Source organism: Stenotrophomonas sp. 78350_Sma, assembly GCF_056482105.1.
Genome location: NZ_CM151182.1, coordinates 1,916,152 through 1,936,653, shown reverse-complemented (window position 1 = coordinate 1,936,653; position 20,502 = coordinate 1,916,152). Strand labels below are relative to the sequence as shown.

General features: G+C 65.7%; 21 protein-coding genes. 9 read left to right on the top strand and 12 right to left on the bottom strand.

All coding sequences use genetic code 11. From position 1 onward, the window contains the following. Positions 1-53: 53 nt before the first annotated feature. Positions 54-746 (bottom strand): alpha/beta hydrolase, encoded by a 693-nt coding sequence (locus tag ACZK4H_RS09140; RefSeq protein WP_099551190.1) that lies wholly within the window; start codon positions 744-746, stop codon positions 54-56. A 26-nt stretch (positions 747-772) separates the two neighbouring features. Between ACZK4H_RS09140 and ACZK4H_RS09135 the strand changes: the two genes are divergently transcribed. The 7 genes from ACZK4H_RS09135 (at position 773) to ACZK4H_RS09105 (ending at position 6,128) form a co-directional block, all read left to right on the top strand. After that, positions 773-1,777, top strand: coding sequence for an AraC family transcriptional regulator (locus ACZK4H_RS09135; RefSeq protein WP_239503813.1), 1,005 nt, complete (start codon positions 773-775; stop codon positions 1,775-1,777). Between the two features lie 70 nt (positions 1,778-1,847). Beyond that, on the top strand, positions 1,848-2,720 hold the full coding sequence (gene hchA / locus ACZK4H_RS09130) for a glyoxalase III HchA (protein ID WP_099551192.1): 873 nt from the start codon (positions 1,848-1,850) through the stop codon (positions 2,718-2,720). A gap of 5 nt (positions 2,721-2,725) precedes the next feature. Beyond that, the gene (locus ACZK4H_RS09125; RefSeq protein ID WP_099551193.1) at positions 2,726-3,430 is read left to right on the top strand and encodes a PA1136 family autoinducer-binding transcriptional regulator; all 705 of its coding nucleotides are present in this window, start codon (positions 2,726-2,728) and stop codon (positions 3,428-3,430) included. An 87-nt stretch (positions 3,431-3,517) separates the two neighbouring features. Further along, the gene (locus tag ACZK4H_RS09120) at positions 3,518-3,751 is read left to right on the top strand and encodes a hypothetical protein (protein ID WP_006433851.1); all 234 of its coding nucleotides are present in this window, start codon (positions 3,518-3,520) and stop codon (positions 3,749-3,751) included. Positions 3,752-3,885: 134 nt separating this feature from the next. Then, a complete protein-coding gene (locus ACZK4H_RS09115) occupies positions 3,886-4,128 on the top strand; it encodes a hypothetical protein (protein ID WP_049429131.1) in 243 nt (80 codons plus the stop codon). Positions 4,129-4,284: 156 nt separating this feature from the next. Then, positions 4,285-5,136 carry an endonuclease/exonuclease/phosphatase family protein gene (locus ACZK4H_RS09110; RefSeq protein WP_099551194.1) on the top strand — a complete coding sequence of 284 codons (852 nt, stop codon included), beginning with the start codon at positions 4,285-4,287 and terminating at the stop codon, positions 5,134-5,136. 35 nt (positions 5,137-5,171) lie between these two features. Next, the gene (locus ACZK4H_RS09105; RefSeq protein WP_478473073.1) at positions 5,172-6,128 is read left to right on the top strand and encodes a toll/interleukin-1 receptor domain-containing protein; all 957 of its coding nucleotides are present in this window, start codon (positions 5,172-5,174) and stop codon (positions 6,126-6,128) included. A 50-nt stretch (positions 6,129-6,178) separates the two neighbouring features. On the opposite strand, the gene ACZK4H_RS09100 is transcribed toward ACZK4H_RS09105, so the two are convergent. After that, entirely contained in the window at positions 6,179-6,442 is a 264-nt protein-coding gene (locus tag ACZK4H_RS09100; protein WP_099551196.1) for a hypothetical protein, read from the bottom strand. 140 nt (positions 6,443-6,582) lie between these two features. On the opposite strand from ACZK4H_RS09100, the gene ACZK4H_RS09095 reads away from it, so the two are divergent. Continuing rightward, positions 6,583-6,960, top strand: a complete 378-nt coding sequence (locus ACZK4H_RS09095) for a VOC family protein (protein WP_099551197.1) — start codon at positions 6,583-6,585, stop codon at positions 6,958-6,960. A gap of 42 nt (positions 6,961-7,002) precedes the next feature. On the opposite strand, the gene ACZK4H_RS09090 is transcribed toward ACZK4H_RS09095, so the two are convergent. The 6 genes from ACZK4H_RS09090 to ACZK4H_RS09065 form a co-directional block, all read right to left on the bottom strand. After that, the gene (locus ACZK4H_RS09090; RefSeq protein ID WP_099551198.1) at positions 7,003-8,424 is read right to left on the bottom strand and encodes an efflux transporter outer membrane subunit; all 1,422 of its coding nucleotides are present in this window, start codon (positions 8,422-8,424) and stop codon (positions 7,003-7,005) included. Then, entirely contained in the window at positions 8,418-9,155 is a 738-nt protein-coding gene (locus tag ACZK4H_RS09085) for an SDR family oxidoreductase (protein ID WP_099551199.1), read from the bottom strand. The genes ACZK4H_RS09090 and ACZK4H_RS09085 overlap by 7 nt, the downstream gene beginning before the upstream one ends. Positions 9,156-9,219: 64 nt before the next feature. Next, positions 9,220-12,390 carry an efflux RND transporter permease subunit gene (locus ACZK4H_RS09080; RefSeq protein WP_099551200.1) on the bottom strand — a complete coding sequence of 1,057 codons (3,171 nt, stop codon included), beginning with the start codon at positions 12,388-12,390 and terminating at the stop codon, positions 9,220-9,222. 112 nt (positions 12,391-12,502) lie between these two features. Further along, positions 12,503-13,729: an efflux RND transporter periplasmic adaptor subunit gene (locus ACZK4H_RS09075; protein ID WP_099551201.1), complete on the bottom strand. Its 1,227-nt coding sequence runs from the start codon at positions 13,727-13,729 to the stop codon at positions 12,503-12,505. Between the two features lie 91 nt (positions 13,730-13,820). Beyond that, positions 13,821-14,591, bottom strand: a complete 771-nt coding sequence (locus ACZK4H_RS09070) for an SDR family NAD(P)-dependent oxidoreductase (protein WP_099551202.1) — start codon at positions 14,589-14,591, stop codon at positions 13,821-13,823. Further along, positions 14,588-14,815 (bottom strand): hypothetical protein, encoded by a 228-nt coding sequence (locus ACZK4H_RS09065; protein ID WP_012510726.1) that lies wholly within the window; start codon positions 14,813-14,815, stop codon positions 14,588-14,590. The genes ACZK4H_RS09070 and ACZK4H_RS09065 overlap by 4 nt, the downstream gene beginning before the upstream one ends. A gap of 147 nt (positions 14,816-14,962) precedes the next feature. Here ACZK4H_RS09065 and ACZK4H_RS09060 point away from each other — a divergent pair, with 147 nt between their 5' ends. Next, positions 14,963-15,994, top strand: coding sequence for a LysR family transcriptional regulator (locus tag ACZK4H_RS09060; RefSeq protein WP_005409107.1), 1,032 nt, complete (start codon positions 14,963-14,965; stop codon positions 15,992-15,994). A 184-nt stretch (positions 15,995-16,178) separates the two neighbouring features. Here the strand turns inward: ACZK4H_RS09060 and ACZK4H_RS09055 are convergent, their stop codons facing one another. The 4 genes from ACZK4H_RS09055 to ACZK4H_RS09040 form a co-directional block, all read right to left on the bottom strand. Continuing rightward, positions 16,179-16,874 carry a YiaD family glycine zipper/OmpA-like lipoprotein gene (locus ACZK4H_RS09055; RefSeq protein WP_010484399.1) on the bottom strand — a complete coding sequence of 232 codons (696 nt, stop codon included), beginning with the start codon at positions 16,872-16,874 and terminating at the stop codon, positions 16,179-16,181. A 139-nt stretch (positions 16,875-17,013) separates the two neighbouring features. Beyond that, entirely contained in the window at positions 17,014-18,429 is a 1,416-nt protein-coding gene (locus ACZK4H_RS09050) for a cryptochrome/photolyase family protein (protein ID WP_099551203.1), read from the bottom strand. A gap of 89 nt (positions 18,430-18,518) precedes the next feature. After that, positions 18,519-19,133: an inorganic diphosphatase gene (locus ACZK4H_RS09045; RefSeq protein WP_099551204.1), complete on the bottom strand. Its 615-nt coding sequence runs from the start codon at positions 19,131-19,133 to the stop codon at positions 18,519-18,521. A gap of 10 nt (positions 19,134-19,143) precedes the next feature. Further along, positions 19,144-20,493 (bottom strand): purple acid phosphatase family protein, encoded by a 1,350-nt coding sequence (locus ACZK4H_RS09040; RefSeq protein WP_239503815.1) that lies wholly within the window; start codon positions 20,491-20,493, stop codon positions 19,144-19,146. Positions 20,494-20,502 lie beyond the last annotated feature (9 nt).

The following is a 20,502-nucleotide window of genomic DNA, read 5'->3' as shown; positions in this document are numbered from 1 at the left end:
AGCGGCGGTGCCCAGGCTTGCCGGAACACCGCCACTGCGGCAGACCGGGATACTCAGCCTTGTCCGTCGGACGCAGCGTCGGTGATCAGTTGGGCCACCGCTACCGGCTGCGACGCCAGCGATGCATGACTGGCATCCAGCGTGATGGTGGCACGCGGCTGCATGCGCGCCGCCATGCGCCGCTGGTTGTCGGGATGGATCATGTGATCGGCGCTGGAGACCTGGTACCAGCTCGGCTTGTGCCGCCACGCCGGATCGCTGATGGCATCGCCGAAGGTGCTCGCCAGAGGTGCCTTCTGGGTGACCGCCATTACGCGCGCCTCGTCGGCCGGCAGGTCCTGGCAGAAGCTCTCGTGGAACCTGCCCGGCTGCAGCCACAGGTAGCCGTCACCGTCCGGCGCCAGGTTGGCCGCCGCCTCGGGCAACTGCTGCTGGGTAATGCCGCCGGGGCTCTCGCCCGCATCCGGCGCGAACGCGGCGATGAAGACCAGGCCGGTCACGTTGGGTTCGTTTCCAGCTTCGGAGATCACCGCGCCACCATAGGAATGACCGACCAGCAGCACCGGCCCCGGGATCTGGCGGATCATGCGCCGGGTCCGCTCTGCGTCGTCGGCCAGCGACGTCAGGGGCAGTTCCACGGCATGCAGGTCGTGGAAGCCCCGGCGATCGAGCTCCAGGATCACCTTGGCCCAATGCGCGGCACCGCCCCAGAAACCATGAACCAGAATGATGCTTGGCTTGCTCATCTTGCAGGACTCCTCACTTGGATGGGATGGTTGGCTGGCAGCAGCCCGCGCTGCCTGAAGCCACCCGACCAGACTACGGATCGCACCCGCCAGCGGCGATGCACGGACTCCTGAAAACCATGCCAAGGCTCCACAACACCGAATCGCTCCAGGCTGGATCCGACGCACTGTTTGCGATCTTCCAGTCGTCGCGCATGCAGGGCGGCGACATCAGCTGCAACGTCATGCAGCCCGGCGGATCACTCGCCATTGCCGAAGGCAAGGGGTGCTTCCACTTCATCGAGCACGGCACGGCGCGGCTGCATGCGGATGCCGCGGTGGTGCCACTGCAGACCGGCGAGCTGCTGTTGATGCCGCATGGCCGGACGCATCGCATCGACTGCGCCGCCGACGCGCAGGGGCCGGCCTGCCTGACCACCGCATCGTTCGGGTTCGATGGCCCTGGCAGCCGTCTGCTGCTCGATGCCCTGCCCGGCTGGTTGCATGTTCCAGGGGTGGACCGGATGCCAAGCGGATTTCCTGCCAACTCGGCCGACTGGATGGCGGTAACCCTGGCCGCGATCCAGGCGGAAGCGTCCCGGCCTACGCTGGGCAGCGGCTTGATGCTGTCACGCCTGCTCGACCTGTTGTTTGTCTGGACCCTGCGCTACTGGCTCGGAACGTCCGGTCCGCACAACTGCCAGCGTCTGCATGCCTTGGCCGACCCACTGATTGGACGGGCATTGGCGTTGATGCAGGCCCGGCCCGCGCACGCATGGACCGTCGAGTCACTCGCTGCGTGCCTGAATCAGTCCCGCTCGAATTTCGCGCAGCGGTTCAGCCTGGCCACCGGCATGTCGCCGATGCGCTATCTCGCTGAATCACGACTGCAGCTGGCCGCGCAGATGCTGCGCAGTGGCAACCGACGGGTGTCGCAGATTGCCGGAGATGTCGGATATCTGTCCGAACCCGCATTCAGTCGTGCGTTCCGCCGCGCGTTCGGCATGAGCCCGAATGCCTGGCGCCAACAGGCACCGGCGACATCCGACTGAGGGAAATCCCTCATCGCGCGTGCGCACCCGTCCTCCTATGCTGGCCTCACATTCCCCGCAGGAGGTCCGAATGAACACGCAAGAGCCCAGCCGCCAGCCCAGCCCCGACCCGGCCGAGCGCGATGCCTTCTTCCCGTCGCCCTACTCGCTGTCGCAGTTCACCTCGCCCAGGAGCGACCTGTCCGGTGCCGACTATCCCGACGCGCGCCGCGATGGGCGCTGGAAGGTGCTGATGATTGCTGCGGACGAACGCTACCTGCCGACTGCCAACGGCCACCTGTTCTCCACCGGCAACCATCCAGTGGAAACCCTGCTGCCGATGTACCACCTGGACAAGGCCGGCTTTGACATCGATGTGGCCACGCTGTCGGGCAACGCCGCCAAATTCGAGTGGTGGGCGTTCCCGCGCGAGGACAAGGAAATCGGCGGACTGTACGAACGTTACGCGTCGCGTTTCCGCCAGCCACTGCCGTTGGATGAGGTGGTCGCCGGGCTTGCTGCGGATTCGGACTATGCCGCAGTGTTCATCCCCGGCGGCCATGGCGCCCTGATAGGACTGCCGCAGAGCCGTGCAGTGAAGGACGTCCTGCACTGGGCGATGGCCCAGCAACGCCACATCATCACCCTGTGCCACGGCCCGGCCGCACTGCTCGCTGCAGGCGTGGACGAAGCCGACGGCGGTTCGCTGTTCCGCGGCTATCGCATCTGCGCTTTCCCCGATGCGATGGACCGGCAGACGCCGGAGATCGGCTACATGCCCGGGCAACTGCCGTGGTTCTTCGGTGAGCGCCTGGCACGGCAGGGCGTGCAGATCGTCAACGACGGCATCGATGGCAGCGTGCTGCAGGACCGCCTGCTGCTGACCGGCGACAGCCCGCTGGCCGGCAATGCGCTGGGCAAACTGGCTGCACGCACCCTGCTCGACGCCCTGGCCGAGCGCTGAACCGGATGACCGCGCTGGTGCAGGCGTTGCTGGAAATGGAACGCGCCCGTTCGCTGAGCGCGGTGGGTGCGGTCCTGCGAGGCATCGCGGCACCACTCGGCTACGACCGCGTGCTGGTGTTCGCCACCGGCACCGGGCTGGAGCGCGGTACACAACGCGTGTACTGGATCGAGGGCGACTGGTTCGGCGATGGCAGCGATACCGACCTTGCGGGCTACCTCCACGCCTGCCCGGTCAATCGCCACGTGCTGGACAGCGACGCGCCGTTCTTCTGGAGCAAGCGCCAAGGCGTTCGCGGCGAACGCTACCAGATAGTGAAGCAGCCACGCGGCGAAGGCCTGCATGGTCTGCAAGTGCCGGTGTTCGGCACCACCGGCCTGGAGGGCGCGATCAGCGTTGCCGGTACGTCGATCGACGCGTCAGCCAGCGCGCGCCTGCAGCTGGAGGCTGCTGCAACCGCAGCATTCCGAGCCGCACGCCATCTGGCCGAATCGCCTGCCGAGCTTTCGGGAAGCGCGTTGAGCACGCGCGAGCGCGAAGTGCTGCGCTGGGTTGCCGCCGGGCGCCGGCAGGCTGAGATCGCGGCCACGCTTGGGCTTTCCACGCGCACGGTGGAGAACCATCTGCGCCACGCGCGCCAACGCCTGGGGGTGGCAACCACCGCGCAGGCGGTACGTGCTGCCAGTCGGCGCGGCGAGATCGAGGACTGATCGCGGCGAGGCACTTCCGGCGGTCTGGTTCGCGTGTTACACACGCCATGCGCATGTGCGCGATTGCAGAAAGCAAGGATGATGCTTATGAAACTGCAACTGGCCGCGATGGCCGCGTTGGTGGTGGCAACTGCAACCCTGGCTCCGGTGGCGGACGCCAACACAGGGGTCCCGAGAGAGAATGTTTCCTGTGTGCCTGTGAATGTGGACCGCAACCGCGTCCACCACCACTGCACGGAAACCTACACCGATGAATTCGGCAACGTCTACACAGCCGAGTACTGGATCGACGAGTACGGCAACCCCTACCTGCGCGACTGAGCCGGGAAGGGACTGCGCCGGGCCGCGAGCCGGGCCGGCGCATACGCAGCAGCTGCCGCACGGTCGCCTGATCTACCGGGGGTAGTTGCATGACACCGCGCAGATGCGCGATTGCAGACACAAGGATGATGCCCATGAAACTGCACCTGGCCTCGATGGCCGCACTGATGCTTGCTGTGGGAGCTCTCTCCACGTCGTCCCAGGCCACCGCCAGCGGTGGTGGCGGTGGTCCGGAGAACACGAACTGCGTCCGGGTCAAGATGGGGCCCTATTACCATCAACGTTGCGAAGTGACGTACTTCGAAGAGGATGGCACTCCCTACATCCGGGTGTACTGGATTGACCAGAATGGCCAGTGGTACCTGCCCGCCGACTGAGCAGACATGATCTCCTGATCGCGCCCGCGCGATCCGCCGGGCGGCGCTTTCACCGCCCGCCCGGCACCTGCCAGCCGCCCGTCCCGGCATACCGCTGCCCTCGCCTTCCATGGCATGCTCCATGAAACCGTTTTCATGGAATGGAGGGATTCCACGATGTTGTCGCGCTTCCATCGACCTGCGCTGTGCGCATTGTTGGCGCTTGCTCTGCCTGCCGTTGCCTGGGCCACTGCGCCGGCGCCACTGAAGGTGATGTCGTTCAATGTCCGCACCCCGGCTGATACCGAACCGGGCAAGCGCTGGCCGGACCGTCGCGATGCCATGGTCAAGGTCATCCTCGATGCGCACCCGGCCGTGATCGGCACCCAGGAACTGGTGAAGGAGCAGGCCGACTACCTGTCCGGGCACCTGCCCGGTTACCGCTGGTTCGGCGAAGGCCGCCGCGGTGGAAGCGGTGACGAACACATGGGCGTGTTCTACGACAGCAAGGTGCTGGCCGTCGAGGAATCCGGGAACTTCTGGTTGTCCGACACACCGGAGGTGCCCGGCAGCATCACCTGGGGCAACCTGTACCCGCGCATGGTCACCTGGGCCCTGTTCCGGCGCCTGGACGATGGCCGTCGTTTCTACTTCATGGATACCCACCTGCCCTACCGCGACGAGGACGAGCCGCGCCGGGTGAAGGGTGCCGAACTGATCGGCAAGCATCTGGCAGCCCTGCCGGCCGGGCTGCCGGTAGTCCTGACGGGTGACTTCAACAGCGAGCCCGGTGGTGACACCTACAAGGCATTCACCCGCCTGCTGCAGGACACCCGTACCCAGGTGAAGGCTCCGCAGGGGCCACGCCTGACCTTCCACGATTTCACCGGCCAGGCCACCGCGCAACTGGACTGGGTGCTGGTGCGTGGCTTCCATGCACGCCGCTTCGTCACCGATGACCGTCGCATCGACGGCGTATTGCCGTCGGATCATTTCCCGCTGGTGGTCGAGCTGGACTGGCCTGAGTAGAATCCGGTCAAATCCAAAACAATCATACAGACTGAATGGACACACCTTGGCGCGAAGATACAACCGTCTTCATTTCTTACGCTTGGGGCGGGCAATTTCATGCAAAGGAGTGGATCCGTAGCGATATTATCCTCAACTTGGATTGGAAGTATCGAGTCTTCTGGGACAGGGACAGCGTCGGTTTTGGTCAAAGCATCGACAAGCTGATTGAACGCGCGCTGGCGGAACGCCCACTGATCGTTTTCTGCCTTTGTGACAGCGACTTTCTCTCGGCCATGTCGAGACCCGGCTCAGGATTGAGTCGCGAACTGGCTATGCGGGAGAAGCACGTTGATCAGTCCGACGTGCGAATCGTTCCAGTCATCCTCGGTATTGATGCCCGCGCAGCACTCCCTCCTGTTCTACAAGGGCGAGCATACTTGGATCTCACCGAACTGCATTCGGAAAGCATTCCATTGGGTGAATTTCTGCTCGCGGCTACCGATGGATCCACGCAAGCCCAGATTACACATGAGGTACAGCAACGTCTCGAGTATCACGCACTAAGAAAACGAGCACTTTACTGGCTTCAGGACCAAGGAGTGAGATTTACTGGCTCGGCGAGAACTCATGAAGTTTTCTACAAGGGCAGGCTGCTTACGCCTCCAGACTGGATGTACGAGAGCCCCGACTGGAGTTACATGATTCACGATGACAACGAGGACTTCTGTCCGGCAAAGGGTCGCTGGTTCTGGGACCATAGCGGTCCTTCTCGGGCGATGCAGGCCCTGGGAACTGCTGTTGCTTCGGTGATGTTCCTTGACCGATTAAGACCGGAGCTGCATGGAGCATTCAATTCTGCCGGCTCCGTTCTGGCTGAAAAAGTGTTCGGCTACGTCAAGTCCCATGAACCATTTCATGTTGATGGAGAAGAGATCATTAGAACGTTACTGAATAGTTCCGATGGCTACCGCGTGATGTCGCGTTTATTCCCTCCTACAAGCCAAGCGTAACCCTGGAAGTGTGGCTATTGCCCCATTCAGGATCGCAATGCGGCGTGATCTCAATGCCGTGGCTGTCGCGACATCAGCCGGTACAACGCCTGATGCTGGTTGCGTGCCTGGAAGATGCGGGCACCGACCGCCAGAAACACGGAGATGCCGATCAGGCCCAGCCCCAGCATCTGGTCCGGCAGGCGCACGAAGCCGATCGCAGCCGCCATCGTCGCCAGTACCATCAGCACTACGACCGCTACCGACAGCCCTGCGCCGGGTGGTCCCGGATCACCGAACAGCATGCGCTGGGTATCGCGTTTGTCATCGCTCATCGCCTGCCCTCCTGGAATCTGCCCCCACTAGTTACACCGCGGGCTCCGGTTCTGGCAGAGTCAGAAACGTCATGACTGTGACAACGTCCACAGCACGCGACGCGCTACCCTTCCTCCATTCCCAATCTGCGGAGGGCGTCATGGCGCACCAGAGCCGGCTGGCCGGATTCATCATCGACTGCCAGGACACGCCCGCAGACGAAGGCGCACGCTTCTGGGCGGCCGCACTTGGTCTGCAGGCGCAGCCCGCTCATGCCGAAGACGGCGCCGAGTACGCCGACCTGCAGGGCGCGCCCGCGGGCCTGAACGTGGAAGTGCAGCGGGTCGCTCACCCATCGCGGGTGCACCTGGACATCGAGAGCGACGACATCGATGCCGAGGCAGATCGACTGGAAAAACTCGGCGCGCGCCGGATCAGCTTCGTCAAACGCTGGTGGGTGATGGAAGCGCCGACCGGCCATCGCTTCTGCATCGTGCGCATGCGCGAACGCGCGATACCGGCCAATCATTGGCCCTGAAAGCAGAAAGGGACGGAAGCCGCGGCTTCCGTCCCCTTGCGCCTACTGCAGCTGCGCCACGCTGGGTTGCTGCGGCGATTGCCCCCAACCGCCCAGCGCCTTGTACACGCCAACCACGCTGACGTTGACTTCGGCCTCGGCCGCCGCCAATGCATCATCTGCCGCCAGCTGCGTGCGCTGCGCATCCAGCAGGGTCAGGAAGTCCTCCGAGCCCTCGCGATAGCGGATCTGCGCCAGCGATTCGGCACGTCGCGCCGCCTGCGCCTGCTCGACCACGATCGCCAGCCGCGCCTGCTGCTTGGAATAGCGGGTCAGCGCGTTCTCGGTGTCTTCCAGTGCCAACAGCACGGCCTGTTCATACTGCGCAGCCACGCCCTCGGCTTCTGCCTTGCTGGCACGCAGCCGTGCGCGCACGGTGCCGAAATCGAACGCGGCCCAGCTCAGCGACGGGGTCAGCGACCAGGCCTTGTTGTTGCCGTTGACCAGGCCGCTGGCATCGCCGCCGAGGAAGCCGACGAAACCGGACAGCGACAGCCGCGGGAACAGATCCGCAGTGGCCACGCCCACCCGCGCAGTGGCAGCGGCCAGGCGACGCTCGGCCACGCGCACGTCGGCGCGTTGGCGCAGCAGCTCGCGGGTATCGCCCAGCGGCAGCGCCTTGGCGAACGCCGGCACCTCATGCGGTGCCAGCATCGCGGTCAGCATTTCCGGGCGCTGGCCCAGCAGCACCGCCAGCCGGTTGCGTGACTGCGTCTCGGATACTTCCAGAAGCGGAATGTCGGCCTCGATCGCCTTCAGCCGTGCACGGCTGCTCTGCACGTCCAGCTCGCTGCCAGCGCCCAGCTCCCAGCGCGCCTCGGTCAGCTTCTGCGTATCACGCAGGTTGACCAGGGTGTGCTGGGCCACCGCGATGCGCTTCTGCGTACCGCGCAGCTCGAAGTAGTTGCGCGCCACTTCGGCGGCGACCAGTACCTGCGCATCGGCCAGGTTGGCCTGCTCGGCGTCCAGGTCGGCGCGCGCGGCTTCTGCAGCACGGCGCTTGCGGCCGAACAGATCCAGCTCCCAGCCGGCGTCGAAGCCGAGCTGGTAGCTTTCACTGAACACCCGCTGCCCACCCAGCTGCGGATCGGGTTGCTTGCGGCGGTCGTAGCTGCCGCCTGCGGTTATGTGCGGGGCCTGGTCGAAGCGGCTTTCGACGAACACCGCGCGGGCCTGGCTGACGCGGGCCACCGCCACGCGCAGGTCGAGGTTGTCCGACAGTGCACCGTGCACCAGTTCTTCCAGCACCGGATCGTCGAACTGCGCCCACCAGCTGGCAACCGGCGAGGTGCTACTGAACACCGGCTGCTGCGCACCCTGCAGCACCACGGGCTCCTGCACCGGCGCCTTGTAGTTGGGGCCGACGCTGACACAGCCTGCCAGCACCAGGCTGGAGACGGCCATCGCCAACGTGCGGATCACCATGGCAGCACCTCGCCCAGGTAGGTGAAGCTGCCACTGGCGCCGGATTCACCGATCAGCGCCATTTCCACGCTGGAACGTGCGCCTTCGCTGATTTCGATTTCGCCGTTGCCGCCGTTCATGTCGGTCTTCACGTAACCCGGATGCACGGTGTTGACCTTGATCGGGGTGTTGCGCAGTTCGTAGGCCAGGCTCAGGGTCCAGCTGTTCACCGCTGCCTTGGAGGCGTTGTAGGCCGGCACCTTGAAATCGTAGATGCCCGACGCCGGGTCGGCGTGCAGGGTCTGCGAACCGAGCATGCTGGACACGTTGACGATGCGGCCGGACTTGGCCTGCCTGACCAGCGGCAGGAAGGCCTGGGTGACCGCCACCAGCGCATACACGTTGGTGTCGAAGGTGCGCTTCCAGGTATCGAGCGACTGTTCCGACGGCGCCTGCGCCGGGTTCTCGATCATGATGCCGGCGTTGTTGACCAGGATGTCCAGTCGTCCGTGGCGCTGGCGCACCTGCTCGACCGCTTCGGCGATGCTGGCCGCGTCGGTCACGTCCAGCTGGATGGCTTCCACCGGCAGGCCCTCGGCCTGCAGCTTCAGCGCCTGCTCGACGGCGGTCTCGCGCTTGCGGCCGGCCAGCAGCGTGTGCACGCCGGCCTGGGCCAGCTGGCGCACGGTCTCGGCGCCGATGCCACGGGTGGCGCCGGTGACCAGCGCGATCTTGTTCTGATGGGTGTTCATGGATTCTTGCCTTGTGAGGGGGAAGCCGCCGCTGGCCAGTGACCGGCGGCGACGGGGTTCCATGTCAGTGGTGGATGGTCGGCTCGCCGTGCTGCACCAGCTGTCCACCACCGTTGCGGGTGACGAACTTGCGCAGGGCCACGTAGAACACCGGCGTGAGGAACAGACCGAACAGGGTCACGCCCAGCATGCCGGCGAACACGGTGATACCGGTCACCGAGCGCACCTCGGCACCTGCACCGTGCGACAGCACCAGCGGTACGGTGCCGGCGATGAACGCGATGGAGGTCATCACGATCGGGCGCAGACGCAGGCGGCAGGCTTCCAGCGCAGCTTCAACAATGCCCTTGCCGCCCATCTCCAGCTCTCTGGCGAATTCGACGATCAGGATCGCGTTCTTGCACGCCAGGCCCATCAGCACCACCAGGCCGACCTGCACGAACACGTTGTTGTCACCACCGGTCAACCACACGCCGAACAACGCGGACAGCAGGGTCATCGGCACGATCAGGATCACCGCCAGCGGCAGCGACCAGCTCTCGTACAGCGCGGCCAGCACAAGGAAGGCCAGCATGATCGCCACCGGGAACACGATGAAGGCGGCCTTGCCCTGGGTGGCCTGCTGGTAGCTCAGGTCGGTCCATTCGGTGGTCATGCCCACCGGCAACACCTTGCCGGCGATCTCGGTCAGCTTGTTCATCGCCTCGGCCGAGGACAGCACGCGCGGGTCGGCTTCACCGGCCAGATCTGCTGCCGGGTAGCCATTGAAGCGCAGCACCGGGTCCGGGCCGAAGGTCTGCTTGATGGTAACCATCGAACCGATCGGCACCATCTCGCCACGATCGTTGCGGGTGCGCAGCTTGCCGATGTCCTCGACTGTCTCGCGGAATGGACCATCAGCCTGCGCGATCACCTGCCAGGTACGGCCGAACTGGTTGAAGTCGTTGACGTAGGCCGAACCGAGGTACGTCTGCAGCGTGTCGAACAGTTCGGTGAGCTGCACGCCCTGTGCCTTGGCCTTGACGCGGTCCACCTCGGCATCCAGCTGCGGCACATTGGCCTGGTAGCTGGAAATCGGGAAGGCCATGCCCGGCGTCTGCGCAACGGTACCCTGCATCGCCTGCACGGCATTCTGCAGCGCGCCATAACCCAGGTTGCCACGGTCCTCGATGAACATCTGGTAGCCGTTGCCGTTGCCCAGGCCGAGGATCGGCGGCGGCATCATCGCGAACGCGAAGCCCTCCTGCAGGCCGGCGATCTTCTGGTTGATCTCGGCGTTGATCTGCGCGGCGGTGCGGCCATGGCGCTCGGCGAACGGCTTGAGCGGAATGAACGCCACACCGGTGTTCGGCGTATTGGTGAACTGCAGCGCATTGAGGCCCGGGAACGAAATGGTGTGGGCCACGCCATCGGTTTCCTGGGCGATCTTGGCGACCTTGCGCAACATTTCATCGGTACGCGCGATCGACGAGCCTTCCGGCAGCTTCACGCCGGCAATCAGGTACAGCTTGTCCTGGGTCGGAATGAAGCCCGGCGGCACCAGCTTGAAGATCACGCCGGTACCGACCAGCAGGATCGCGTAGACCACGAACACCGCGCCGCGACGGCCGAGAATGCGCGCCACGCCGCGCTCGTACTTCTCCGAGCTGGACTTGAAGAAGCGGTTGAACGGACGGAACACCCAGCCGAACAGGCGGTCGATCAGGCGGCTCGGGCCGTCCTTCGGTGCGCCGTGGGCCTTCAACAGGCGTGCGGCCAGGGCCGGCGACAGGGTCAGCGAGTTGATCGCCGAGATCACCGTGGAAATGGCGATGGTGACTGCGAACTGCTTGTAGAACTGGCCGGTGACACCGGACAGGAACGCCATCGGCACGAACACGGCACACAGCACCAGCGCGATCGCCACGATCGGGCCGGACACTTCACGCATGGCCTGGTGTGCCGCCGCGGTGGGCGACAGGCCTTCTTCGATGTTGCGCTCGACGTTCTCCACCACCACGATCGCGTCGTCGACCACGATGCCGATTGCCAGCACCAGGCCGAACAGGCTCAGCGTGTTGATCGAGAAGCCCAGCAGGTACAGCGCAGCGAAGGTACCGACCACCGACACCGGCACCGCGATCAACGGGATGATCGAGGCACGCCAGGTCTGCAGGAACAGGATCACCACCAGCACCACCAGCGCGATGGCTTCCAGCAGCGTGGAGACCACGGCCTTGATCGAGTCACGCACGAAGATGGTGGTGTCATACACGGCTTCGTACTTCACGTCGGCCGGCATGGTCTTCTGCATCTCGTCCATCGTCGAGATGACCTGGTCACGGATTTCCAGCGCGTTGGCACCGGGCGACTGGAAGATACCGATACCGACCGCGTTCTTGCCGTCCAGCTGCGAGCGCAGGGTGTAGTCACCGGCGCCCAGTTCCAGGCGGGCCACATCGGCCAGGCGCACGATCTCGCCATCAACACCGCTCTTGAGCACGATGTCGCCGAATTCCTTTTCGGTCTTCAGGCGGCCCTGGGCATTGATCAGGGTCAGGAACTGGCTGTTCGGCAGCGGTTCGGCACCGAGCTGGCCGGCCGAGACCTGGACGTTCTGCTCGCGCATGGCGCGCACCACGTCACTGGCGGTCAGGCCGCGCGAGGCGACCTTGTCCGGGTCCAGCCAGGCGCGCATGGCGTAGTCGCCGCCACCGAAGATCTGCGCGTCACCCACGCCAGGAATACGCGCCAGCGCATCCTTGACGTGCAGGCGGGCGTAGTTGCGCAGGTACAGGGTGTCGTACTTGCCTTGTGGCGACGTCAGGTGCACCACCATCAGGAAGGTCGGCGACTGCTTCTGCGTGGTCACGCCCTGCCGGCGTACGTCCTCGGGCAGGCGCGCCTGCGCCTGCGCCACGCGGTTCTGCACCTTCACCGCCGCCGCGTCCGGGTCGGTGCCCGGGCGGAAGGTGACGGTCATCTGCAGCACGCCGTCCGAGCCGGCAACCGACTTCAGGTACATCATGCCTTCGACGCCGTTGATCGCCTCTTCAAGCGGCGTGGCGACGGTCTCGGCAATGACCTTGGGGTTGGCGCCCGGATACACGGTACGCACCACCACCGACGGCGGCACCACTTCCGGGTACTCACTGATCGGCAGGATTGGAATCGTGATCAGGCCTGCGGCGAAGATCACGATCGACAGCACCGCCGCGAAGATCGGCCTGTCGATGAAGAAGCGGGAAAAGTCCATGGAGGAATTCCTGGGAAAGGCGTTCGGCGGGCAACAGCCGCCCTGCCCCTCGTCACGTTGACGAAGGCAGGAACGGCTGCCGCTGGCGCCGGCAGCTAAGCGGGGACGCGGATCAGTGGTTCAGTGCGGCAGTCGCATCACGGCCCGGTGCCGGCGGCGCAGCCTGCGGCTGCATCGCCACGGCCTTGGCCTGCACTGGCATGCCCGGCATGAAGACCTTCTGCACGCCGTCGATGATCACCTTGTCGCCGGCGGCCAGGCCGTGCTCGACGATACGCAGGCCGTCGGCGGTGCGGCCGAGCTGGATGTCGCGGCGCTGGGCCTTGCCATCCTTGTCGACCACGTAGACGTACTTGCGGTCCTGGTCGGTCAGTACGGCCTTGTCGTCGATCAGCAGGGCCTGGAACTGGCCGCTGCCGAGCAGCTGCACGCGGGCGAACAGGCCCGGGGTGAACTGACGATCGGCGTTGTCCAGCAGTGCGCGGACGCGGATGGTGCCGGTGCTGCGGGCAACCTGGTTGTCGAGGAAGTCAACCTTGCCCGAGTGCGGATAGCCCTCCTCACCGGACAGGCCGACCTTCACCGGCAGCTCGCTGTCACGCTCGCTCGGGCGCTCGCCCTTGCGTGCCATCTGGGCGTAGCGCAGGAAAGTGCTTTCGTCGGCATCGAAGTAGACGAAGACGGTATCCAGCGAGACCAGCGTGGTCAGCACGCTGGCGCTGTCGCCGGCGGTGACCAGGTTGCCGGCGGTGACCATCGCGCGGCCGGCACGGCCGTCGATCGGCGCACGCACCTTGGTGAACTCCAGGTTGAGGCGGGCCGCATCCAGCGCAGCCTGCGCCGCCTGCACGGCGGCACCGGACTGGTCAGCCGCAGCGCGACGCTGCTCGGCGGTCTCGGTGGAAATGGCCTGCTGCTCGGACAGGCGCTTGGCACGCTCGGATTCACTGCGGGCCAGCGTGGCCTGGGTGCGGGCGCGGGCCAGTTCGGCAGCGGCGCGATCGTACTCGGCCTGGTAACTGCGCGCGTCGATGGTGAAGAGCACTTCGCCCTTCTTCACTTCCTGGCCTTCGACGTAGTTGACCTTGTCGATGTAGCCGGACACGCGCGGGCGCAGTTCAACGCTCTGCACCGCTTCGACGCGGCCGCTGAACTCGTCCCACTGGCTGACCTGCTTGACCAGCACCGGCGCGGCGCTGACCTGCGGCGGCGGCGGTGCACCGGCTTCTTCGGCATGGCCGCCGCTGCAGGCCGCAAGCACGGCCGCGGCGAGGATCGACACGCCGGCCATCGCAATGCGATGGCCGAAACGATGTGGGGTGGAATTGGGGGAAGTCATGGCATGCATCCGTACGGAGGGGTGGTACAGCTAGATGAGAACGTGTTGCAAAAACAGGCGGCGTATCCTGCGACCTCAACCATGGTCGAGGTCAAGCGACGCCTGCGGTATCGCGCCACAGGGGAGGAACGTCCAGGTGCAGCAGGCCGCGCGGCAGCTCGGCATCACTGCTGTCGCAGCGGACGATGGCGCGGTTGTCACGGCAGCCATCCAGCAGGGAGACCACGCGGCGGCCGACCAGCAGCGAGCTGGGCCACTCGATGCAGGCATTGGCCGCGTTGGCCGGGGTGCACACCGGGCTGCAGACTTCCAGCATCTGCGCGCGCACGCCCAGCGCCTGCGCTTCCTGGTGTACTACCTGCGCATACATGCGCAGCGCGGCGGTGGTGATCGAGGTCTCGCCGTAGCCTGCCCATGGCTTGGCGTTGGCCGGGCTGCCGATCATCACGTAGCGGCGCGCATGCACGTTGTCCTGCAGCAGCGGCAGCAGATGACGCACTGCGTGCACGTGCGGCATCAGGTCGGCCTGCATCGCACCCAGCAGTTCATCGCCGTTGCGGTCGGTCACCCGACCGCGACGGTAAGGGCCGCCCATTGCGGCGATCACCGCGGCCAGCGGACGCGGGCGATGCGCGATGCGTTCGGCCAGTGCGCGCGCCGAGCCGCCATCGCTGAGCGAACCCAGCAGCGTCTCCAGGCCCGGCTCGTCGGCGAACTGCTCATGCAGCGCTGCCAGCCGGCCCGGATCGCGACCGACCACCAGCACCGGGCTGCCGGCTTCCAGCAATGCGCCGACCACGCCCTGGCCGACGGCACCGGTGCCGCCGAGAACCAGGACTTCGGGCGTCAGCATCCCATTCACGGGACATTTCCTCCCAAATCCGGGATAGTCCCGATTCGACGCAGGCGGTCACCCTTGTGCGGGACCAGGCGGATGGCACCGCCACGCTGCTGACGCATGGGCGCGGTAAACTCACGGAAGTCCTTGTGTACCAAGGAACTCGGGCGGACTTCAACGGTCATTGCCAGGTCCAGGGTGCTCTGGCCGGCGTTCCGGAGACGGGCAAGAATGTTGCGCAGGCTCATGGCGGACGGGCTCCAAATAACGAATGGCGCCACGATAGACCTCAAACCTTTACTTGATTAGTCCTGATTAAGGGGAATAATCATCCCGCTCCCGGTCCAATCGTTCTGTCACGATTGTCCCATCCCCGACGTCCAGGATCCCAGACCATGTCCCACGATCTCAACGAGACGCTGATCTTCGTCAAAGTGGTCGAGCAAGGCAGCTTCATTGCCGCTGCCAAATCGCTCGGCCTGCCCAAGACCACGGTCAGCCGCAAAGTGCAGGAGCTGGAAACGCGCCTGGGCGCGCGCCTGCTGCACCGGACCACGCGCCGCCTCGGCCTGACCGAAGCCGGTTCGATCTACCACGAGCATTGCCAGCGCATCGCGCGCGAACTGGAAGAAGCCGAGAGCGCGGTGAGCCAGCTGCAGTCCGGCCCGCGTGGCTGGCTGCGCTTCACTGTGCCTTATTCGATCGGCATCACCTGGATTGCGCCGCTGCTGGGCCAGTTCCATGCGCAGTATCCAGAGATCCGCCTGGACATGCATATGGGCAACGAGAAGCTGGACCTGATCGCCGGCGAAGCTGATCTGGCGCTGCGCGTGGGTGCCCTGCCCGATTCCAATCTGGTCGCGCGCAAGCTCGGCAGCCTGCGCACCCAGGTGTTCGCCAGCCCGGCCTACATCGAACGTTATGGTGAGCCGCTGCACCCGGAAGAACTGCAGTTCCATCGCATCCTGGCGATGCGCAAGCCGTACCACACGGGCAATTCCCCGCGCTTCACCTGGCAGCTGGGCGAGAACGGCGGTGAACTGCGCGACTTCCCGGTCACCCCGCTGATGACCGCCAACGACATGTCTGCGTTGAATGGGGCATTGGTGTGTGGTGAAGGCCTGCTGCTGACCGGCGACGTGATGGCCAAGCCGTTCGTTGAATCGGGCATGGTGCGCCGCGTGCTGGCCGGCTGGACCGGCCCGGAAGTGGACTTCAACGCTGTGTTCGCCGGCGGCCGTCTGGTTTCGCCGAAGGTGCGGGCGTTCGTCGACTTCCTGGTCGAGAAGCTCAACTTCGACGCCAACTACATGCTGGCGCAATGCCCGGGTGCGAAGCTGGCGCAGCAGCAGAAGGAAAAGGAAGACGCGGCACTGGAAAGCAGCGGCAAGCGCATCCTGGAGAAGGTGGCCGCTTCGGCGGCATGACCGAGGGTATCCACGCATGGCGTGGATCTACCCGGGCGCGCGATGCCGCTTTCCAGCGTGGCTCGGCTCTACAGGCGCTATCGGCGTGCCGAGCAACGCTCGGCACCCACAAAAATGCCGCCTGCAAGGGCGGCATTTTCGCTCCGGCCGATGGCCGGACCGGCTCAAGCAGTAACGCTACGCGTTATTGCTTGAGCGGAATCACCCGAATCTCGACGCGACGGTTCTTGGCGCGGCCGGCGTCGGTGCTGTTGTCGGCAATCGGGTACGACTTGCCGGCGCCCAGCGTTTCGATACGCACGCTCTGCACGCCCTGCCCGATCAGGTACTGCGCGACCGAGTCGGCACGTTCCTTCGACAGGCGATTGTTGACCGCATCGCTGCCGATGCTGTCGGTATGGCCGACCACTTCGATCATGGTCTGGTTGTAATCACGCAGGGTGCCCGCCACGCCGTTGAGCGAACCGTAGAACTGCGGCTTCAGGGTCGACTTGCCGAAGTCGAAGGTGATGCCGTCCGGCAGGTTCAGCATGATGTTGTCGCCCTGGCGCTGCACATCAATGCCGGTGTTGGCAGTGCGCTCGCGCAGCGCGCGTTCCTGGCGATCCTGGTACTGGCCGACGGCGGCGCCGCTGAGCGCGCCGATACCGGCACCGATCAGGGCATGCTGACGACGCTCGGTGGCGCTGTCGCCGGTCAGCAGGCCGGCTGCCACGCCGATGGCGGTACCGATCAGCGCGTTGCGGCCGGTGCGGTTCTGCTGCTCGGTCGGGTTGCCGTACTGGTCACTCTGTACGTAGGAGCCGCCGGTGGCGCAGGCCGACAGGACGGCCGCACTCATCAGGGCCAGTGCGACGTTGCGGGTGGTGTTGCGGATCATGAGGTTCTCCTTGGTTTCCGGTCGGCCGGCGGCCTGCGGGCGCAAAGAGAATAAACAGCCCGATGCGATGCCGGAATGATGATCGGGCACGTCGACAGGGCCGCGTTCAGCTAACTGACCGGATCGCTCAGGTCGCCCTTTACCCCGCCCCCGACTGGCGGTAAGCCGCCAACGCGGCATCGCGACCTGAGGCCAGATCCACCAGCGGCGTGCGTGGATAGTCCGGTGCGTGCGCCGCCAGCAGCAACGGATGCTGCCAGGGCGCGAATCGTGCCTTCACCGGCAGCGCGGCCAGTTCGGGCACCCAGCGACTGATGTAGCGGGCCTGCGGATCGAATTTCTCGGCCTGGGTGACCGGGTTGAACACGCGGAAGTACGGCGCGGCATCGGCACCGGTCCCGGCCACCCATTGCCAGCCCATCGTGTTGTTGGCCAGGTCGGCATCGACCAGGGTGTCCCAGAACCAGCGTGCGCCATGCAGCCAGTGCGCGCGCAGGTGCTTGCACAGATAGCTGGCCACGATCATCCGCACCCGGTTGTGCATGTAGCCGGTGTGCCACAGCTCGCGCAGGCCGGCATCGACGATTGGCACGCCGGTGTTGCCGCGCTGCCAGTCATGCAGCTGCGCCGCACTCGGTGTGGCCCACGGGAAACGGTCAAAGCGCGGGTTGAGATTGTCGGTCGGCGTCTTCGGGAAGTGGTGCAGCAGGTGATAGGCGAAATCGCGCCAGCCGAGCTGGCGCAGGTAGCCGTCGATATCGGCATCGGTGCCGGCACTGCGCAGGCCTTCCAGCGCATGGGCGATGCGCCAGGGTGCGATTTCGCCGAAATGCAGGTGCGGCGACAGTCGCGAGGTGCCGACCCGGTCCGGCAGGTCGCGTTGCTCGCGGTACCCGCGCAACGCACCGTCCTCAAACACGGACAACGCCTCCAGCGCGCCGGCCTCGCCAGGCTGCCAGTGCTCCCAGAAGCCGCTGTCCCAGTCCAGCGTCGGTGCCAGCTGGAGATCATCCAGTGCGAGGCTGTCGACCGCGTGCGCCGCCAGCGCCTTCGGTGCGGCCTGCAGCGCCGGCAGGCGCCAGTGGCTGAGCACGTTGCGCCAGTACGGGGTGAACACCTTGTACGGCTGCCCCTGCTGGGTGGCGATATCCCAGGGCTCGAACAGCAGGCTGCCATTGCAGCTCTGCGCGTCGATGCCCTGCTCACGCAGCATGCGCTTGATGGTGGCATCGCGTGGCTGCGTGGCCGGCTCGTACTTGCGGTTCCAGTAAACGGCCTCGGCGCCGGTCTGCTCGATCAGCAGCTGTAGGGTCGGCAGGCTGTCACCGCTGCGCAGCACCAGCGACGAACCGCGCACGCGCAGATCGGCATCCAGTGCATCCAGTGACCGGTGGCGCCACGCATCGGAGGCGGCACCCGGCGCCCACTCACCTTCTTCGTGCGACGCATGGATATAGACCGGCACCATGTCGTGACCGGCATCCAGCGCGGCCTGCAGGGCCGGATTGTCCTGCAGGCGCAGATCACGGCGGAACCATACCAACGCTACCGACACAGACACCGCCTTCGTTGTGAAAGGCGGACATGATAGCCAGCCGCGGTGAAGGAGATGCGCGCGCCCGGCCATCCACGCATGGCGTGGATCTACCGCTTGAACCGCTCCATCGCTTCACTGATCAGCGCGCGGGCTTCGGCGGCATTGCCCCAGCCATTGAGCTGCACCGGATTACGGCCGGCCGGCAGGTCCTTGTAGACCCGGAAGAACGCCTCGATGCGCTGCCGTTCGATCTCAGGCAGATCCTTCAGATCGCGAATATTGGCGTAGGTCGGGTCGACCTTGTCGGTCGGCACGCCGATGATCTTCTCGTCGTGCTCGCCGCCATCGATCATCTTCAGGTAGCCGATCGGCCGGAAGCGCACGATCACGCCCGGATGCAGCGGTTCGCGGGTCAGCACCAGCGCATCCAGCGGATCGTTGTCACCGGCCAGGGTGCGCGGCATCGAACCATAGTTCGCCGGATAGGCGACCGGCATCGACTGGAAGCGGTCCACATGGACCAGGCCGTCTTCCTTGATCTCGTACTTGGTGAAGCTGCCGGCCGGAATCTCCACGGCCAGATTCACCTCCTGCGGCGCCTGCTTCGGCTGCGCCACCAGGAACGGATGCAGCACGGCATCGGCAGCGGTCACCGCACTGGTCAGCAACAGCAGGGCGGCACCGATGGCAGCGAGAGGAACGATACGACGGGGCGTGGTCATCGGTGCGTCCTCATTCCCAGCAGCGGTCGGCACGACCCTTGGCGGTCTGCGCGCGCGGGCAGTCGCGTGGCGTGATGCGGCCTTCGGCCAGCTCCGTGCGCTGCTTGCCACCCTTGGCGTCGCGGCGCAGCTCGAAGGCATCGTAGAGCCGGCCGGTCACGGTGCGTGCTTCATAGCGCAGGTGCTGCGGGTCGATGTGCAACACCTGGAACAGCTGGGTGTCCTCGGCCACCGGGTCCATCGTCCTGCGCGCTTCGTCGGAAAGGCGATACTGCTTCGGCCCCGCCACGGTCACCACGTACTGTGGCGTCGCGGCCTGCCCTTCGCCACGGCGGCCATAGGTGTGATCGTGGCCCTGCAGCACCAGATCGACGTTGTGGTGGCGTACCACCGGCAACAGCACGTCACGCAGTGCGGCGTTCTCGCGGCCTTCACGCGGCGAGTAGAACGGTTGGTGCAGCAGCACGATGGTCCACGGCTGCGGATTGCCGGTCAGCACCTTGTCCAGCCACTGTGCCTGTGCCTTGGCGGTGCCGAGGTCGAGTGCCGAAGTGCCATCGACCACGGCCACGCGCACGCCCTGCGCATCGAACCAGTAGCTGGTCTGCTGCGCGGCGGCAGCACCATTGCCCGGCAGCGCAAACGTCACCGGCCAATGCCTGCCCAGCACGCGGCGTTCCTGCGGGGTGTCCTCGAATTCCTCGAAATACTCGTGGTTGCCGATCGCCGGGGCCACCAGGGTTTCCTGCGCGAGCCAGCTGGTCGCAGCAAACCACTCGCCCCACTCGCTGTCATCCATGTTGTCGCCGCCGCTGACCAGGTCGCCGGCAAACAGGCTCATGCGTGCCTGCGGTGCGGCCTTCTGCGCGGCACGCACCACGCGGCTGACATGGCTGACGTTCTTGTTCTGGGTATCACCGAAGTACAGCAGGGTCAGCGGCTGGTCGGCCGCGGCCAGCGTGCGCAACTGGTTCCAGGCGCTCCAGCTGCCATTGCCCTGCACGCGGTAGACGTACAGGGTATCGGGCTGCAGACCGCTGATTTCGGCGCGGTGGTGGTGCGACAGCCCGTTCTCGGTCTGCAGCGCGCGTGTCGTTGCGCGCACCTGGCGGATGCCCTCGATGGCCGGCGAATCCCCGGCGGGGGCAATCTCCAGCAGCGGTGCCTGTACGCTGCCGTCGGTACGCCAGGCCACGGCGAACCCATGGCTGGAATCGACCGCCGGCGAGGCGACGATGCGGTCCGGGACCGTCGTCGCTGCGTAGTGGCGGCTGCCCGCCGGCACCTGGGTATTCGGTTCGGCCGCTGCGAACGACAGCGACGGCAACGCCAGCAGCAGGCCCAGCGCCAGCATGCGCATCAGGCAGCG

What these genes read in the sequence shown, in the direction of transcription:
- ACZK4H_RS09140 (WP_099551190.1), bottom strand. Translation starts at nt 746, where the DNA reads ATGAGCAAGCCAAGCATCATTCTGGTTCATGGTTTCTGGGGCGGTGCC.
- ACZK4H_RS09135 (WP_239503813.1), top strand. Translation starts at nt 773, where the DNA reads ATGGTTGGCTGGCAGCAGCCCGCGCTGCCTGAAGCCACCCGACCAGAC.
- hchA (WP_099551192.1), top strand. Translation starts at nt 1,848, where the DNA reads ATGAACACGCAAGAGCCCAGCCGCCAGCCCAGCCCCGACCCGGCCGAG.
- ACZK4H_RS09125 (WP_099551193.1), top strand. Translation starts at nt 2,726, where the DNA reads ATGACCGCGCTGGTGCAGGCGTTGCTGGAAATGGAACGCGCCCGTTCG.
- ACZK4H_RS09120 (WP_006433851.1), top strand. Translation starts at nt 3,518, where the DNA reads ATGAAACTGCAACTGGCCGCGATGGCCGCGTTGGTGGTGGCAACTGCA.
- ACZK4H_RS09115 (WP_049429131.1), top strand. Translation starts at nt 3,886, where the DNA reads ATGAAACTGCACCTGGCCTCGATGGCCGCACTGATGCTTGCTGTGGGA.
- ACZK4H_RS09110 (WP_099551194.1), top strand. Translation starts at nt 4,285, where the DNA reads ATGTTGTCGCGCTTCCATCGACCTGCGCTGTGCGCATTGTTGGCGCTT.
- ACZK4H_RS09105 (WP_478473073.1), top strand. Translation starts at nt 5,172, where the DNA reads ATGGACACACCTTGGCGCGAAGATACAACCGTCTTCATTTCTTACGCT.
- ACZK4H_RS09100 (WP_099551196.1), bottom strand. Translation starts at nt 6,442, where the DNA reads ATGAGCGATGACAAACGCGATACCCAGCGCATGCTGTTCGGTGATCCG.
- ACZK4H_RS09095 (WP_099551197.1), top strand. Translation starts at nt 6,583, where the DNA reads ATGGCGCACCAGAGCCGGCTGGCCGGATTCATCATCGACTGCCAGGAC.
- ACZK4H_RS09090 (WP_099551198.1), bottom strand. Translation starts at nt 8,424, where the DNA reads ATGGTGATCCGCACGTTGGCGATGGCCGTCTCCAGCCTGGTGCTGGCA.
- ACZK4H_RS09085 (WP_099551199.1), bottom strand. Translation starts at nt 9,155, where the DNA reads ATGAACACCCATCAGAACAAGATCGCGCTGGTCACCGGCGCCACCCGT.
- ACZK4H_RS09080 (WP_099551200.1), bottom strand. Translation starts at nt 12,390, where the DNA reads ATGGACTTTTCCCGCTTCTTCATCGACAGGCCGATCTTCGCGGCGGTG.
- ACZK4H_RS09075 (WP_099551201.1), bottom strand. Translation starts at nt 13,729, where the DNA reads ATGACTTCCCCCAATTCCACCCCACATCGTTTCGGCCATCGCATTGCG.
- ACZK4H_RS09065 (WP_012510726.1), bottom strand. Translation starts at nt 14,815, where the DNA reads ATGAGCCTGCGCAACATTCTTGCCCGTCTCCGGAACGCCGGCCAGAGC.
- ACZK4H_RS09060 (WP_005409107.1), top strand. Translation starts at nt 14,963, where the DNA reads ATGTCCCACGATCTCAACGAGACGCTGATCTTCGTCAAAGTGGTCGAG.
- ACZK4H_RS09055 (WP_010484399.1), bottom strand. Translation starts at nt 16,874, where the DNA reads ATGATCCGCAACACCACCCGCAACGTCGCACTGGCCCTGATGAGTGCG.
- ACZK4H_RS09045 (WP_099551204.1), bottom strand. Translation starts at nt 19,133, where the DNA reads ATGACCACGCCCCGTCGTATCGTTCCTCTCGCTGCCATCGGTGCCGCC.
- ACZK4H_RS09040 (WP_239503815.1), bottom strand. Translation starts at nt 20,493, where the DNA reads ATGCGCATGCTGGCGCTGGGCCTGCTGCTGGCGTTGCCGTCGCTGTCG.